This window comes from Flavobacterium sp. WC2421 (assembly GCF_040822115.1).
GTDB lineage: Bacteria > Bacteroidota > Bacteroidia > Flavobacteriales > Flavobacteriaceae > Flavobacterium.
This window is the reverse complement of sequence record NZ_CP162004.1, coordinates 899,231-914,080: the sequence shown is the minus strand read 5'-3', so window position 1 is coordinate 914,080 and position 14,850 is coordinate 899,231. Positions and strand designations below refer to the sequence as shown.

General features: G+C 32.4%; 12 protein-coding genes. 2 read left to right on the top strand and 10 right to left on the bottom strand.

Translation table 11 applies throughout. The features are described from left to right. Positions 1-75: 75 nt before the first annotated feature. The 4 genes from AB3G33_RS03770 to AB3G33_RS03755 all read right to left on the bottom strand — a co-directional run bounded on the left by AB3G33_RS03770 (position 76) and on the right by AB3G33_RS03755 (position 5,754). On the bottom strand, positions 76-2,565 hold the full coding sequence (locus AB3G33_RS03770) for a TonB-dependent receptor (protein ID WP_367772719.1): 2,490 nt from the start codon (positions 2,563-2,565) through the stop codon (positions 76-78). A gap of 149 nt (positions 2,566-2,714) precedes the next feature. Next, positions 2,715-3,467 carry a LytR/AlgR family response regulator transcription factor gene (locus AB3G33_RS03765; RefSeq protein ID WP_367772717.1) on the bottom strand — a complete coding sequence of 251 codons (753 nt, stop codon included), beginning with the start codon at positions 3,465-3,467 and terminating at the stop codon, positions 2,715-2,717. Continuing rightward, on the bottom strand, positions 3,464-4,522 hold the full coding sequence (locus AB3G33_RS03760; RefSeq protein ID WP_367772715.1) for a sensor histidine kinase: 1,059 nt from the start codon (positions 4,520-4,522) through the stop codon (positions 3,464-3,466). Before AB3G33_RS03760 ends, AB3G33_RS03765 begins: the two co-directional genes overlap by 4 nt. 278 nt (positions 4,523-4,800) lie before the next feature. Further along, positions 4,801-5,754: a sugar phosphate isomerase/epimerase family protein gene (locus tag AB3G33_RS03755; RefSeq protein ID WP_367772713.1), complete on the bottom strand. Its 954-nt coding sequence runs from the start codon at positions 5,752-5,754 to the stop codon at positions 4,801-4,803. 341 nt (positions 5,755-6,095) lie between these two features. Here AB3G33_RS03755 and AB3G33_RS03750 point away from each other — a divergent pair, with 341 nt between their 5' ends. Then, on the top strand, positions 6,096-7,391 hold the full coding sequence (locus tag AB3G33_RS03750; protein WP_367772711.1) for a tetratricopeptide repeat protein: 1,296 nt from the start codon (positions 6,096-6,098) through the stop codon (positions 7,389-7,391). A gap of 261 nt (positions 7,392-7,652) precedes the next feature. Here AB3G33_RS03750 and AB3G33_RS03745 read toward each other — a convergent pair whose 3' ends face one another. From AB3G33_RS03745 to AB3G33_RS03735, 3 genes are all read right to left on the bottom strand, one after another. Continuing rightward, entirely contained in the window at positions 7,653-8,336 is a 684-nt protein-coding gene (locus tag AB3G33_RS03745) for a HupE/UreJ family protein (RefSeq protein WP_367772709.1), read from the bottom strand. A 420-nt stretch (positions 8,337-8,756) separates the two neighbouring features. Continuing rightward, positions 8,757-9,857 (bottom strand): acyltransferase family protein, encoded by a 1,101-nt coding sequence (locus tag AB3G33_RS03740; protein WP_367772707.1) that lies wholly within the window; start codon positions 9,855-9,857, stop codon positions 8,757-8,759. A gap of 114 nt (positions 9,858-9,971) precedes the next feature. After that, positions 9,972-11,342 (bottom strand): Gfo/Idh/MocA family protein, encoded by a 1,371-nt coding sequence (locus tag AB3G33_RS03735; protein ID WP_367772705.1) that lies wholly within the window; start codon positions 11,340-11,342, stop codon positions 9,972-9,974. A gap of 348 nt (positions 11,343-11,690) precedes the next feature. Between AB3G33_RS03735 and AB3G33_RS03730 the strand changes: the two genes are divergently transcribed. Then, positions 11,691-12,107, top strand: coding sequence for a DUF2452 domain-containing protein (locus AB3G33_RS03730; RefSeq protein WP_367774078.1), 417 nt, complete (start codon positions 11,691-11,693; stop codon positions 12,105-12,107). 152 nt (positions 12,108-12,259) lie between these two features. Here the strand turns inward: AB3G33_RS03730 and AB3G33_RS03725 are convergent, their stop codons facing one another. The 3 genes from AB3G33_RS03725 to AB3G33_RS03715 all read right to left on the bottom strand — a co-directional run bounded on the left by AB3G33_RS03725 (position 12,260) and on the right by AB3G33_RS03715 (position 14,433). After that, positions 12,260-13,351, bottom strand: a complete 1,092-nt coding sequence (locus AB3G33_RS03725; RefSeq protein WP_367772703.1) for a restriction endonuclease — start codon at positions 13,349-13,351, stop codon at positions 12,260-12,262. 45 nt (positions 13,352-13,396) lie between these two features. Then, the gene (locus AB3G33_RS03720) at positions 13,397-13,576 is read right to left on the bottom strand and encodes a hypothetical protein (protein WP_367772701.1); all 180 of its coding nucleotides are present in this window, start codon (positions 13,574-13,576) and stop codon (positions 13,397-13,399) included. 83 nt (positions 13,577-13,659) lie between these two features. Next, positions 13,660-14,433 (bottom strand): DUF3883 domain-containing protein, encoded by a 774-nt coding sequence (locus AB3G33_RS03715; RefSeq protein ID WP_367772699.1) that lies wholly within the window; start codon positions 14,431-14,433, stop codon positions 13,660-13,662. Positions 14,434-14,850: the final 417 nt, after the last annotated feature.

Genomic DNA, 14,850 nt, shown 5'->3' with positions numbered 1-14,850 from the left:
TAATAAAGTGACTAAAAAAAGGTTTCAGGAGCTTATTCTGAAACCTTTTTGAGTTTTCTGGCAGGTCTTATTTTCTTATTTCATTGCTGGCATACCACCACCTTGATTGTTTTGTTCTCCTTCTTTAAGATCATCATTATTGATGCCTTTCTTTTTAGCTCCAGTGAATTTCATGGAACCAAAATTATAGCTGAAGGTAAGTCCAAATGAACGGATTGGGAATTTAAAGGTACTGCTTTGACTGAATCCCTGTCCGCTTGAAACTTGTTTAAATTCTAATTCTTTTTTGAACGGAGATACTATATTAACACCAAGTGATGCGGCTTTATTCCAGAATTGTTTTTTGACACCAAAAACCATTAGATTAAAAGCGGGACTGGTTCCTTGAAGCGTTTTCTTAGACGAATTTTGGATTATAAAAGCTTCGGCTGCAATGTTGTTTTTTAATTGCAATGTACCACTTACAAATGCGGAATATTGAATGGATGTTCCATTACTTGATTGCTCTAAGCTGTAAATTCCTGTTGGATCTGGCTTGTAAGTAAAAGCATTAAAGTTACCACGTAGGGTTAAAATTTTAAACGGATTTACAGATCCAAAAAAGCTCATTCCAAATGATTTATTGCTTCCAATATTTTGATAATTTGTAATTGTTCCCGTTTCGTCTTGCAATGGTGTTGCAATGCCTTCAATTAAATCGGCAGTGTATTTATAATAAGCCGAAATATTTATCGTGCGCTTTTGTGAAAAGGTAGAATACCCTAGTTCTACAGTTTGAGAAATTTCAGGATCCAGTGTTGGATTTCCTTGTGTTTGTGCTTGAATATTTGATTTATTGATAAACGGGTTCAAGTAAGTAAGGCTTGGTCTTGAAATACGTTTGCTATAAGTCAGTTTTAATGATGCTGATTGTGATAATGCTTTTTGTAAAGTAAAACTAGGAATAAAGGTTCCGTATTTTATTGTAAACGGATTCAAATCTGTTTGTAGCTCATTTGTAGGATCGCCTTTGATAGCTGTATTTTCAAATCGTGCCCCCGCCATTACCGTAAAACCTTTAGGCAAAGTTACCGTTCCCACGGAATAGATTGAAGTAACATCTTGATTGTAATTGTATAAATTAGAACTAATAGGGTCAAAAACAAATGCGTTTTGACTATCAGGAACATAATTTTGAAAATCGCTCGAAATCCTTCTTGTGATTGATTTACCACCCGCTTCCAGTTTGAATTTTTCGGTTACTGGTAAAGTATAATCTAATTGTAGGGTGTATTCATTGTTTGCTCCGTCATTATTCGCCTTTTGGTTGGTATAAAAACTAGAGTATATATTTTGATAATTAGTTTCTACAATGCTGTGACTCCATTGTGATGAAAAGGTAAGTTCATGTCCTTCTTTTGAGAATTTATGAGCATAATTTAGATTCCAATCAAATCCTCCAAATGCATTTTTAGAACTGCTTTCTCCTTTATAAACACTACTATTTGAAGCATTCATATAATCAGTAAATTGATTATCATTTGTACCTGTTCGCTCAAATCCTCCCTTATTATATCTAAATGTAGTAGTCAAACTATTGAAAGTATTAAAATCATATCCAGCGTTTACGGATGCTAGTAAACCGCTGCGTTTTACTTCGTTTATGCCTTTGGTAACTTGCAGACTTTTGGCTGAACTATTGTCAAAAGCTTGTGTTGATTCAGATGATGATTCTTGTGGCCATCCATTGTTGAATCCAACATTTGCCGAAAGGCTGAAACGATTTTTGTTGTAATTTATATTGGCATTAAAGTTATTTTGTCTCGTACCAATACCACCACTTACAGATCCACTTACACCCGAAGTGCTTTTTTGTTTAGTAATAATGTTTATGATTCCTGCAGATCCTTCTGCATCATACTTTGCCGAAGGCGAAGTAACCACTTCTATGTTTTTAATCTGGTCAGCAGGGATTGTTTTCAACACATCCGCAAGGTTGGCAGAAGTAGCTCCTGATGGTTTTCCGTTGATTAATACACGTACATTTGCGTCTCCACGAATCGATACATTTCCATTGATATCTACATTTACCATAGGTACTTTTTGCAATACATCAGTAGCATTACCACCACCAGCTGTTAGGTCTTTTTCTACGTTGTAAACGATTTTATCAATTTTATTAACTACCTGTTGTGCTGTTCCTACAATTACCACTTCTTTCAAAGTATTCGTTTCAGGACTCAAGGCTATTTCACCAATTTCAAAATCTAATTTTGAATCAGTTGTAGTTATTTCTTTAATAGTCTTGTCTTTGTAGCCAATAAATGAAATGGTAAGGGTATAAGTTCCAACTTGAATTTCATTTAATTTAAAGGTTCCAGAAGCATCGGTCAAAGTACCAGTTAAGGGTTTGTCTAAATTAATTTTAGAAATGCTTATAGAAGCATAATCTACTGGAGCCTTTGTTATCGAATCGATGACAGTACCAGTTATTTTACCTTTTAAACTAGATGTACCTGTAAAAGTTTGTGACTGTACAGCTATGGCAGAAAAAAGCAACACGGTGAGCAGGATAATTTTTTTCATTTTTAAGATATTTTAAGTTCTAAATCTCGGAGAATCGTTTTAATCAATTCGTTTAGATTCAGTACAAAGCAATATCTTAATAGGAACATATACCAGCACATTCGACAGAGAGACCGAGAACGTCGACGGAAGTTTAGTATTTTAAAAATTTAAGACCACCCTTGGAAGAATGCTATAAAATTCTCTTTGTATTGATCTGTTACCGTAATGGTTACTTTATCAATTTGTACAGAATTTTTAGTGGCTGATTTTATTTTGTCCAAAGACACAATGAAAGATCGGTGAATGCGCATAAATTTATTTTCGGGAAGCTTTTCTTCAAGAGATTTCATACTGGTTAAAGACAATAAAGGCTTGTCTTCACTTAGTCGATACACTTTTACATAATCTTTCATACTTTCAATATAAATGATATCGTCAACAGCAATTCGTACGAGTTGGTATTCAAATTTTAGATAAATGTAAGCTACTTCGGCTTCGGGAATAGGAGGGCTAAATTTTCTTATTTCCTGTTCTGGATTTCTAATAAGTTCAAAATATCCAAGCGCCTTTGCAACCGATTTATTGAAATCAAGAAAACTAAAAGGTTTAAGGAGGTAATCAAGAGCATCTACTTTATAGCCGTCAAGCGCATATTGATCAAAAGCAGTTGTAAATATGATTCTTAAATTCCCTTTTACACGGTATTGTTCTACAATTTTAGCGAGTTCAATTCCATTGATGTCGGGCATTCTAATGTCAAGAAATAATATGTCTATATCTTGCTCATGAATTGTTTTTAATGCTTCAATGGCATTCGAAAATTGTCCTATTAACGACAAGGAAGGTGATTGCTCTATGTATGAAACTATAATTTGTAGCGCTAGCGGTTCATCATCAACCGCAATACATTTTAATATCATGAGATTTGTAATTTTAAGGTTACACAGTATTCCTTTTGAACTAGATCTTCGGTGGTTGTCAATTCATACTTGTTTGGATATATTAGATCGAGTCTTCTGCGGGTGTTGACTAACCCAATTCCGTTACTTTCTTCTTTACTTAGTGTTTGATTTTCGAATATAGAATTGCGAACTTCAATTTGAATAGATTTTTCCGACTGTTCAATACCTATGTAAATATAGCTTGGATAAATCCCGCTAATTCCGTGTTTATAGGCATTTTCGATAAAAGGTAAAAATAGCATTGGCGCAACTTCTACATCTTTTATGTTTTTTGGTTTATCAAATATTACCTGCACTTTATCCGTAATTCTCAACTCCATCAGTTTAAGGTAATCTTCTACAAAGTTTACTTCTTTACGTAGCGTAGTTAGATTATTTTTGGTATCATACAATACATATCGCATCATGTGAGATAGAGTATAAATGGCTTCACGTGCAGGATTATTTTCGGTACCCGCTAAGGCATAAATACTATTTAGGATATTAAAAAAAAAGTGTGGGTTGATTTGGGATTTTAGAAAAGAGAGTTCTGAAATGACTTTCTCCTTTTCCAGATTTTGGCGCACTTGTGTTTCTGTTTGCAGTTTTTTGGCCACACTTATTACGGTACTGGCACCCACCATTAGTAAGGTTATTATGATTTCGCTTAAATTTGAAATCAAAGCACCATGCATATTGTCTTTTTTGGATAATTTAAAATGCTGGTTTAAAATAACATCAAGATTTGTAAACGAAGTATACGTATCACTAATGTTTAAAACCAAAACTATTAGAGCGCATATTGCGATAAAAAAAAAGCCGTTCTTACCTTGAAATAAAAGTTTTGGGATAATTATTTTATAAGTGATATAAAACACTAAAATCCATATAAAATACATGAAAGTTTGTTTTAACCAAAATTCTATTGGAAAACTAATATTCATATATAGTGGCATACTTTGAACTATAAGCAGCCCTAAAAAGATCAAAGCTTTTGAAAAAATAGAAATGTCTTTGACTGAAAAAGGTTTCATTTGTTGCAATTTAAAAAATAAATATACGCAATAAATTAAGTCTTAAAATGCAAATCGACAGTTTCCTATAGAACGCCGATAGAAAGACGTACTTTCTCTAAAGGAAATAAAATACATTGCCATTCATTTTTGAATTTGAGGGTTTTAAGTATCGAATTTAAAAATCAGTTCAGTTGTAAATTAGGACATAGAACTCCATTCGTTTTAAAAAGTCTAATCTCTTTTTATAAAATAAAAAAGAAGCTAAAAACGATCTAAAGTAGTAGTATAAAAATAAATTACAGCGTTTTTAAATAATCGATACTTTTTTTCAAAGCAATGTCAGGCGATTGTACCATATCTTGTTCGACGAAGAAATGCTCAACACCATTTTGTTTTGCGGCTGTAAGTATTGTAGATAAATCTAGCACACCTTCACCACATGAAGTCATGAAAGGAAAAAGACTAATCCATTGGGAGGCATCACCACCATCTCCTGAGAATCTTTTAGCTTCTTTCATATCTTTTATATGTACCATTTTATATCTGTCTTTGTGTTTTTTAAACAACTCAACAGGATCTGCTCCACCAGCAATTGTCCAGTAAAGATCCATTTCAAAAAAGACTAAATTGGGGTCAGTTTGATTAAAAATAATATCCAATGGCATCACCCCATCCACATGGTTTAAGCCATATCCATGATTGTGATAAGCAAAACGGATTCCTGCTTTCTTAGCTTGATCACCTATTATGTTGAATTTTTCAGCTGTGCGTTTATAGTCATCCAAGGTTTTTCTTTCGGCATCAGGAATCGAAGGGAGTACCACATATTTTGCACCTATTAAATTAGCGGCTTCCGCCAATGGGCCCATATTATTTAGTAGTGTATCAAAGTCAGTATGCATAGAAGGAATACTAATTCCATTTGATTTTGCTGCATTATAAAATTCAGAAGCTGTTTTATTAAAGAAACCACTTCCTTTGAATCCTAATTGTGGTGTAACCGCATTCCATGAAGTTTTTGCTTTTTCGGTACTGAATTCATAAGGTCCAAAACACTCCACTTCTTTGTATCCCATTTTAGCTAACATTGCAAAGGCTCCATCAAAGTCATTTTCTAACATTTTAGGGATAGAGAACAATCCCAATCCTACTTTATTGATAAGTGGATTTTTGACAAATAGTTCATTTGCGTTTACGAATGAGGCTACAGAAAATAGGGCAGTAGTTTGAATAAATTGGCGACGTTTCATAAAAATTAATTTAGTATTCTAATTTATTAATTTTTTTTTAAATAAAAATTATATTGTTAATTTAAAACGAATTTAATAAAAACGCACAAAATTATAACAGTAAATTTTAGATGTTTATTTAATTAAAAACTGGCTTTTTGTCAATTTAGCTTATTTTTTTAGGTGGTTTAAGTACTAAATTAGGACTCTCGATTTAGTCATTTGTCCTTTGGTTTTAACCTGATTGTTGGTATGTATAATTATTGAAATTAAATGAGTTAACTTAGGAGCTTATTGCCATAATTTTCCAAAGATTCCAATCCAAGATTACTTTGTTTTCGTATATAAAAAAAACAGAAACCATGCGCATTTTAAAAATCACCGTCCTTTTATTCAGTAGTCTTTTATTTATACAGTGCAAACACAACCAAAAGCAATTGGTTGCCGAAACGTATATCGATAGTTTAATTACTAACTATGGCACTCCAAAAGCCATAACAGATAATGAAAAAGAAATACAATTTTGGCAAAGTCGTATTAACGGTAATGCTTTTGATATGGTAAATAAATCGAGATATGCTGGAAATCTGGTAGCGCGTTTTCATTTAACAGGAGATATTAATGATGTTACAAAAGCGGATAGTTTACTTTTGGATATCGAAAATAAATTTGAAAATAAACAAGCTGGACCCTTTTTGGCGTTAAGCTCTAATGCTATTTTACAGCATCATTTTAAAAATGCTGAAAATTATTTAAAGCAAGCTAAGGCTATTGGAATTAAAAATGCCGAAAGTTATGCGACTACTTTTGACGTCGATTTTGAGTTAGGAAATATAGAAGAAGCCACGGCAAATCTAGATAAAATGAAAGATCCTAAAGATTTTGGTTATCAATTTAGAAAATCAAAAATGGCACATTATTTAGGAGAATTAGAGGAGTCTATTTCCCGAATGGAAAAAGCAGACAGTCTTGTAGAAAACAATCCAATACTTAAATCGACTGCGCTGTCCAATGTTGGGGATCTTTACACACACGCCGGAAAATTGGATAAAGCACTAGCTTGTTACCAACAATCTTTAAAAATCAATAATTCTGATTTACATAGTTTAATGGGAATCGGATGGATTGCATTGGTAAATGACGGTAAAGATGCCTTGGCTACAAAAATATTCGAATTTGTTCAAACCAAAACAAAATCTCCAGATCCGTTATACAAACTAATTCTAGTGGCACAGCATAAAAAAGATGCAGTTGCCGAAGCCAAATATGCGAAGGAATTTGAGGCAATTGTTACCGACTCTATTTATGGTAAAATGTACAATAAATATTTAATTCAATTGTATACTGGAATCCTTAAAAACCCTGGTAAAGCAGAGGCTTTGGCTAAAGCCGAATTACAAAATAGAGCTACGCCACAAACGTATTCTTGGTATGCATTTGCCTTATTGAACAATAACAAAATAGATGAAGCAAACGCAATCTATAAAAAACACATTTCTGGCAAACCATTGGAAGCATTGGAACTTTATTATATGGGTAGGCTTATGGAAGCAAGCAAAAAAGGCTATAATGCCACAGCATTTTTTAAAGCCGCTAATGAAAACTTCTACGATTTGAGTCCAAGTATTGGCAGGGATTTAGAATCTAAATTGGAATAATTTGCGCTAAGCAAAACAGGTTTTTAATAATAAAGGAGATACTAATTTACATCATTAGTATCTCCTTTTTGTTTTTTAGTAAATCGAATGATTTAAGTAACACTCATTTTTAGAATTATTTATTCGTCATGGATTTTAATAATCTGAGCTAACTTGTAAAATAAATGATTGTGGAAGGTGATGGATTTGTATAGAAGTCACTTTTTAATAGCTTTTATGTCATTATCTATGTAGAAACAACATGCTTACAATAAGTTGGTATTAGCTAAAGAATATGCGTTCGATAGTCCAATAGGTTGCAATTAGGAATATGGCCGCAGATACAGGAACTACAATGTATTTGCGATAATATGGCTTATCGCCAAAGAATTTTGCTAATAAGAAATAGGCTAAAACAATTACTGAAATTTGCCCTAACTCTACGCCAACATTAAACATCAGTAGCGAAGTTAAAAAAGATTCTTTGGGCAAACCCAATTCGCTAAGAACACTTGCAAATCCCATTCCGTGAATTAATCCAAATAGAAATACAATTCCTATTCGGGTCTTTTTTAATTGTTTGGATAAAATATTTTCCATCGCAACATACATGATAGAAATCGCAATGATAGGTTCTACAATATAACTTGGCGGATTAATAACTTGATACATCGATAATCCTAAAGTAACTGTATGCGCAACGGTAAATGCCGTTGCTTGCATCAACACAGGTTTTAATTTAGGACTTAGTAAAAACAAGCTGAGCACAAATAGAATGTGATCTATACCAAGTGGGATAATGTGTTCAAAACCCAATTTGATGTATAGAAAAACCGTGTCAGTGGCCGACATGTCTTCTAAATCGACTATGGCAACATGGGCATTTGCTTTAGTGGCAGTAAAAAGAGTAAGTAAAAATAAAAAAGCAATCGTTACATATTTTTTGTTGAAAAGGGGATTCTTCATTTTAGTACGGTTTTGTATGTCTAGATACGTAATTTAGTAAAGGTTTGGTTTTTATAAAAGCCTTATTTTAAAATTTATTTAAAAGATAGGTTTATTACTAAAATTGGAGTTGAGGTTAAAAGTAATAAAACTTGGAATTTTTTTTCATAACTTTTGGGTTAGGTGGGATAGGGGTTTGGCACCATTTTAAAAGGAGGATACCTTTTATAAAAGAAGTGTTACCGAATTGGATGCCTTTTTTTCCTAAAATCATTGTAGAAGTTGTCAACCGACAAATATTTCCCTTTTATAGTTAAACGTGCTAAAGTCTTGATTTCACTATGGCTTAAAAACAAAAAAGACCTTACATTGCTGTAAAGTCTTTTTTATTATTAAAAAGATTCATTCTCTATTTGTAATTCTTCAAATAGTGAAAATGAATCAAATCTTGATATAAATTTTATTTCGATTTAAAAAATAACCCACAATCCAACAAGTCAGCAGGATGGAAACAGCAAACCCCAAAGAACCCATATAATCCCCAAGAGTCGCCACAAAAACATTCTCTGCAATCCAATCGTAGGAGGAGACTCCTTTTATTTTAAATTGATAAAGCGTGATCACTAACAATTCCGAAAGGAGGTAAATAAACAATGGATTTTTACCTAAAACGTCAAAAAAGAAAGTCCATTTGGTCTTTTTTAAGATATCCAATAGGTAAACCAATACTGAAAGGATAATGAGGTCGAGACCAATAGTAAGCACAACAAAGGAACTGGTCCATAATTTTTTATTTATGGGTAAAAAAGAGTTCCATCCTACGGCAATTATAATTAAAACGATACCCGCAAGAACCATTTTCATAATGGTATTATAATTTTGACCGCTTTTTTGAAGAAACGAACCCGCAAGATAACCACCAATAACGTTTACAATAGCGGGAAGGGTACTAAGCAAACCTTCAGGATCAAATGCGATTCCGTCACCATGATACATATGATTTGCTCCAATTAACCAAGTATCTAGTTTTAATACTGCATTTCCTTCTAGCGTGAGATCACCAAATGTATAGAGCAAAAATTGATAAGACAGCAGTGCGATGATACTAAAAATGATTGCTACTTGGGTTTTCCAAAAGCGTAAAATAATAGCGCCAAAAAAATAACACAAAGCAATTCTTTGCAGGACACCAAAAATCCGCGTATCACTCAAGGGTTTCAGTGCGCCATTTTCAAAAAACGGAAACCAATACATTAAAAACCCAAGTAGAAAGAGTAGTACTGTCCGTTTTAATACTTTAGTTAAAAACACTTTATCAGATAAATGGCTGTATTTATTCATGCTTAAACTAATTGAATTCCCTACAATAAAAAGGAACGTAGGAAAGACCAAATCAGTAAGTGTAAATCCATGCCATTTGGCGTGCAATAAGGGGGCAAAAGTAGTGGCGCTTTTGCCTGGTGAGTTAACAATGATCATAAGGGCGATATCTAGACCCCTAAAAATATCTAATGATAGGTATCTTTTTTTTTGTAGTTCCATGTAGGTTTTATTTTAGAAAAGGATGGTGTGCAGCTTTTTCAACTAGTGAATTAATGAAATGTTTTTAGTAATGGCTTTCTCTAATGAACGACTGGAGATAAGCCAATTTAACCTTTATAAGACCACCTTTTCTACTGTTCCTTTTAAGCGGCTTTTTTCGGCGGTAAACCCAATAATATGACTTTCCACTGAGGCGTCTATAGAGGAAGATAGTAAACCTGCATTTTGTTGCGATACGGCTTGTATCCAATCGGAAACTAAATTCCAATCGCCTCCACCGTGGGCATCACTGTTCTGTTGCCATTCGGTTTTTTCGCCCGTCAAAAAGTTAGTTAATGTAAATTGCGACATGTCCCCAACAATATCTCCATGACTTCCCATGACACGGGTGCGTCTTCCTTCATAAGAGGTAAACGCTTCCATGCTAAATGCTGCTGTAACGCCATTAGAAAATTGAAGGTTGGTAGTGTAATGATCGGGTTGGTCGTTGTCCATTTGGTACACACAACGGCCGTAATTAGTAGTTTTCAGGCGATCTAATATAGCTTCTCCTTGTTTTTCTACTTCGGTAGGAAGGTCAAATACATGGGTTCGCTGTCTGTCTCGGTAGTAAATTTTCAAAGCACTATACGGGCATTCTTTTTCTATTGCACATCCATCCGTACAACGAGGCGTTGCGCCTACAGGAGTGTTTTCTTTTTTAAACCATTTTAAGTCACCAAAAGCCGTTATTTTTTCACAAGAACTGCCTACCAACCATCGCAAAATATCAAGATCATGGCAGGATTTGGCCAGAATGATAGGGGTAGTTTCTTTACTATTGTGCCAGTTGCCACGTACATAACTGTGAGACATATGGATATGCTGAATCGGTTCGAGATGTTGAATACTAATTAGTTCTCCAATTGATCCTTTTTGGATGAGCTCTCTTACTTTAATAAAATAAGGAGAATAACGCAATACATGACATACCGCCACGATACGGTTTGTTTTTTTGGCTAAAGCCAATATTTTTCGACATTCTTTTTCAGTGGGTGCAATTGGTTTTTCTAGTAAAATATCGTAACCCATTGACAGCGCTTTCATGCAAGGCCCATAATGCAAATTATCGGGTGTAGAAATGATGATGGCATCAGCAAATTTGGGACGTTTAAAAACATCTTCCCAGGTTACAAATCTATTTTCGGCAGGAATAGCGTGTTTTTCACTATAGCGTTCTTTTCTTATATCAATGGGGTCTGCAACTCCTACAATTTTTAAATGTTCTGGATATTGAACGGCATAATTACCATATACATTACCACGATTTCCAGCGCCTAGTGTAATAGCGGTAACTGGTTTTATTGGAGCAGGATACTTTTTTGGATCGGGTAGGTGCAATCGTATCGATGTTTCGGCAAAACCATGTAAAGGCATGGTTAATATACCTCCAGTAACAAGGCCCAAGGTTTTAAGGAGATTTCTTCTTGAAAGTGCTTTTCCCATTGTAAATACGTTTTTAGTTTATGGTATTAATTGATATTTTAGTTATTAATTCTTTAAGAATGTATACTAATTACTTGGTTATTAATTAAAAGAACTGTTAAATATAAATAAAAAAATAAAACCCAACACAATTTATTACATCTAACCTGTGAGATGTTATTCAATGTCTTTGATTTTTTAATCACCTAAGAACATTGATTATCTATTTTTTGGAAAGACGTTTCAGTCCAATCGAGAAAATAATAGTAAGTTGAATTAAAAAACGGGTCTATTATTTTTTTGTTTATCTTTGCGGTTAAATTGTTAAACAAAAAAATAGATAGTCATTTTAAATTAAAGGGGCAGATGATGAAAAGTAAAATACCTGATAATGTGGTATATTCAGTTGATGAAGGATTTAATGCTAATATATTGCCTTATGCTACTAATGTAGGTGCTCCGGTAATTAGAGTAGATGATGTAGTTTCTTGGAAAAGTAGTGGTATTGATAACGTAAACAAAGAGCTAGGTAATAAATTTAACGAACTCCAATTGCAGTATCAAAAACTGATGGAAGAATACGAATGGAACGAACTGGTCTACAGTGCTAAGTTCTCTTTTGAGCCCGTTATAGGCGAGATCTATCATTTGTATCGCGATGGGGCAGGAGTCAACTTCTTATCGTTGATAAGCCCACAAGAATGGAATAGAGAGCACATTGGCACCTTTAGATTGAACAGCGATAAAAAGTGGGTGGTGTTGGATGGGAATCGTGGGGGGTATTGATGGAAACTTAACTATTTTAAAAACAAATAATGTTTTTAATAATAATAGTTTGTTGCAAAATAATTTATTATTTTATTTAAATAAGAGAACTATATTTTAGTAAGATTGATACTGTATCTCCTTTTTACTAAAAATATTTTGAAAGCAAATTTTTAATTATCACCTAAAAAACTTTCAAAACTATCCGATTTTGCTTTGTCAATTTTATAATTCCCTTCTTTATCTTTGTAAATTATAACACTATCAAAACCTAATTCTTCTAATATTTCAATTGTTGCTAATTCACCTTCTGGTAAATTCAAAATTTTCCTCAATAACCAGTCTGATAAAGCTTTATTAGGATTAGTCATTAGGGCTTTGGAGTTTTCTTGACAAACTTTTGCAGTAAATTTTTGCCCTGTGGGGATTTGTAAAATAAATTCTTTATCTCTTTTTGGAAAAAAACCAGGATATAGTTGATGTATAATTATTGGAATAGGAATATAAATCTCACCAAAATCTCTCTTTCTTCCTCCTGCATTCCATTGGTTCAAACCACTTTTTTCAAAAACAAATTTCTTTTTATCTTTAAATCCATACAAAGGTAAAATAACATAATTTTCTCCTTTTGAATATAAATCAGTTGCTTTATCAATGCCTTTGTTTTCTTCAAACAATTCCATTAACAACTTATATGGATCGTCAATTATTTCAATTGGTAATCGAAAAACATTTTGTGGAATTTCAAATTTTCTAAATAATGTACTTTTAGAAAAATTATATGAATAAAAATTATTTCCATCATTAAACTGCAAGCTACTTCCAGTTTCTTTTACAGAATTAATATTATCAATATCAATGATATCATAATCCGTTTCAAACAACATTAATTCATTGCTTTTTCTTGCAACAATATGATATACTGAATTTTCAATATCATACAACCTATTAGCTAGTTGAATTCTATCATTTCTAAATTCTGCCAATTTTAGTGCCAAGGCCTTTCCTTTAAAGTCCTTAAGTTGACTAGATAATTTATTAAATTCGGCAATTTTCTCAGTACTGTATTGATTTTGACTGATAAAAGTTTTTAAACCAACACCAACAGAATTAAAATTAGCATCAAAAGCACTATCTCCTCTTGATAAATTTTCAGCGTCAAAACTTCTACAAAATATATTTTCAGCTGCCCTGTAATATAAATAAGGTGTTTCGCTCTCACTAAAAAGCTTAGAAAGCCTTGCGGTTACAGAGTGTAATTTCAAATAATTACCTTTATTTTCGAGATCTATTTCTGCAAATGATTTAAATTAACCTAATTCAATATAATCATAAATGAAGTCATTTATCTGTTCATAATCATCATCATACTTCAAAACAATTCTTGAAGTTAATTTATCAAGCCAAATTACAATTTCTTCTCTAGTTGTTATTTTATTCAAAAAGCTCAACATTGGATTTGCTATATTAAATTCATCGAAATAAAACAAAATATCAGTTTTAAAACTATCTGAATAGTTCTCGATCGGCTTTGTTAAAATTTCTTCTAAACACGAAATTTTCTCTTTTAATGTTAACATATATCGTTACATAAATGATACTCTTTAGTCTCCTTTGATTTAATTATTTTTTCCTCGAATTTTAAATTTTTCAAAGGATTATCTATTGTCAAAAAAGTAGGTGAATCATCTAAATTTAAAACTAAAGTGACAATATAATTCGATTGATATTCTTTTGCTTTAGTATATTCATTTTCAGTCAGTCTAAATTTTCCCTTTTTTGCTCTGATTCCTTTAACTTCTGCTAAAAAGGTGTTAGCATCTACGCTTATTTGAAAATCATATCCATCTCCATATAATCGGGCATCTTCAATGATTCCATTTTTAAAAACATCAATTAAATTATAGTTGTTTATAAAATACAATTCTGCTTCCAAACCTGTTTCTTGGAGCTTCTTAAATCTTGATTGAACGATGGGTTTAACCTCAACATAAAGATCTTCGACTTTATAATTTTCTTTTAAAAATAATTTCACAATATTTGAATATCCTTTTACATTTTCATTTCCAAACAAACTATCAATTAAATGCTTACGATTTATATAAGCATCGCCTTTTTGCCACCAACCTTTTCGTCCATTATCTGGAAAAAAGGGATCAAATAAATCCATTCTATTTTTCACTACACTTCCAGTGTCAACAATTTCTATTTCAACGAAATAGTTAAAAAAACTATTTTTTGTACTAAATCCAAATTCCTTTATAAATGCATTATCAAATTTTGACAATCCATAACCTAATAAATTTAGAATTTCATAATTTTCATGTTTGCTTTTATTTTTAATCATCAATAATAAGTTTTAACAAATATAATTATTATTTATGTTTAGATTTAAAATTAGACATTTACTTACAAATTGACCCGCCTACAATTGTAAGCGTGTAAAAGGTATTTGTAAACAAGTTGTTAGCGTTTTATAAATCTGAAAAAAATGTAGTAATTCTTAAATTGATGTCTTTTAAATAAAAACTTTCTCCTAAACTCAAATCCCCCTAGCCCTGACTGCAATGGAATTCCTTATGCGAGAGGCTGCTGTTTTTCTAGGTATAAAAGAGTGACTGCAAGAAGCTCCTTTTATGCTGTAGAAAAGCTAAGGCTATACATAAGAATGAAAGGAAAGGCAGGAATAGCTCCTGTACTACAAAGAGGTTTTAAAAAAGGGTGTAGTGGATATTTTGGGTTTTTATAAAACTAAGGCACTCTA

Coding starts and splice junctions, on each gene's coding strand:
- AB3G33_RS03770 (WP_367772719.1), bottom strand. CDS start 2,565: ATGAAAAAAATTATCCTGCTCACCGTGTTGCTTTTTTCTGCCATAGCT.
- AB3G33_RS03765 (WP_367772717.1), bottom strand. CDS start 3,467: ATGATATTAAAATGTATTGCGGTTGATGATGAACCGCTAGCGCTACAA.
- AB3G33_RS03760 (WP_367772715.1), bottom strand. CDS start 4,522: ATGAAACCTTTTTCAGTCAAAGACATTTCTATTTTTTCAAAAGCTTTG.
- AB3G33_RS03755 (WP_367772713.1), bottom strand. CDS start 5,754: ATGAAACGTCGCCAATTTATTCAAACTACTGCCCTATTTTCTGTAGCC.
- AB3G33_RS03750 (WP_367772711.1), top strand. CDS start 6,096: ATGCGCATTTTAAAAATCACCGTCCTTTTATTCAGTAGTCTTTTATTT.
- AB3G33_RS03745 (WP_367772709.1), bottom strand. CDS start 8,336: ATGAAGAATCCCCTTTTCAACAAAAAATATGTAACGATTGCTTTTTTA.
- AB3G33_RS03740 (WP_367772707.1), bottom strand. CDS start 9,857: ATGGAACTACAAAAAAAAAGATACCTATCATTAGATATTTTTAGGGGT.
- AB3G33_RS03735 (WP_367772705.1), bottom strand. CDS start 11,342: ATGGGAAAAGCACTTTCAAGAAGAAATCTCCTTAAAACCTTGGGCCTT.
- AB3G33_RS03730 (WP_367774078.1), top strand. CDS start 11,691: ATGAAAAGTAAAATACCTGATAATGTGGTATATTCAGTTGATGAAGGA.
- AB3G33_RS03715 (WP_367772699.1), bottom strand. CDS start 14,433: ATGATTAAAAATAAAAGCAAACATGAAAATTATGAAATTCTAAATTTA.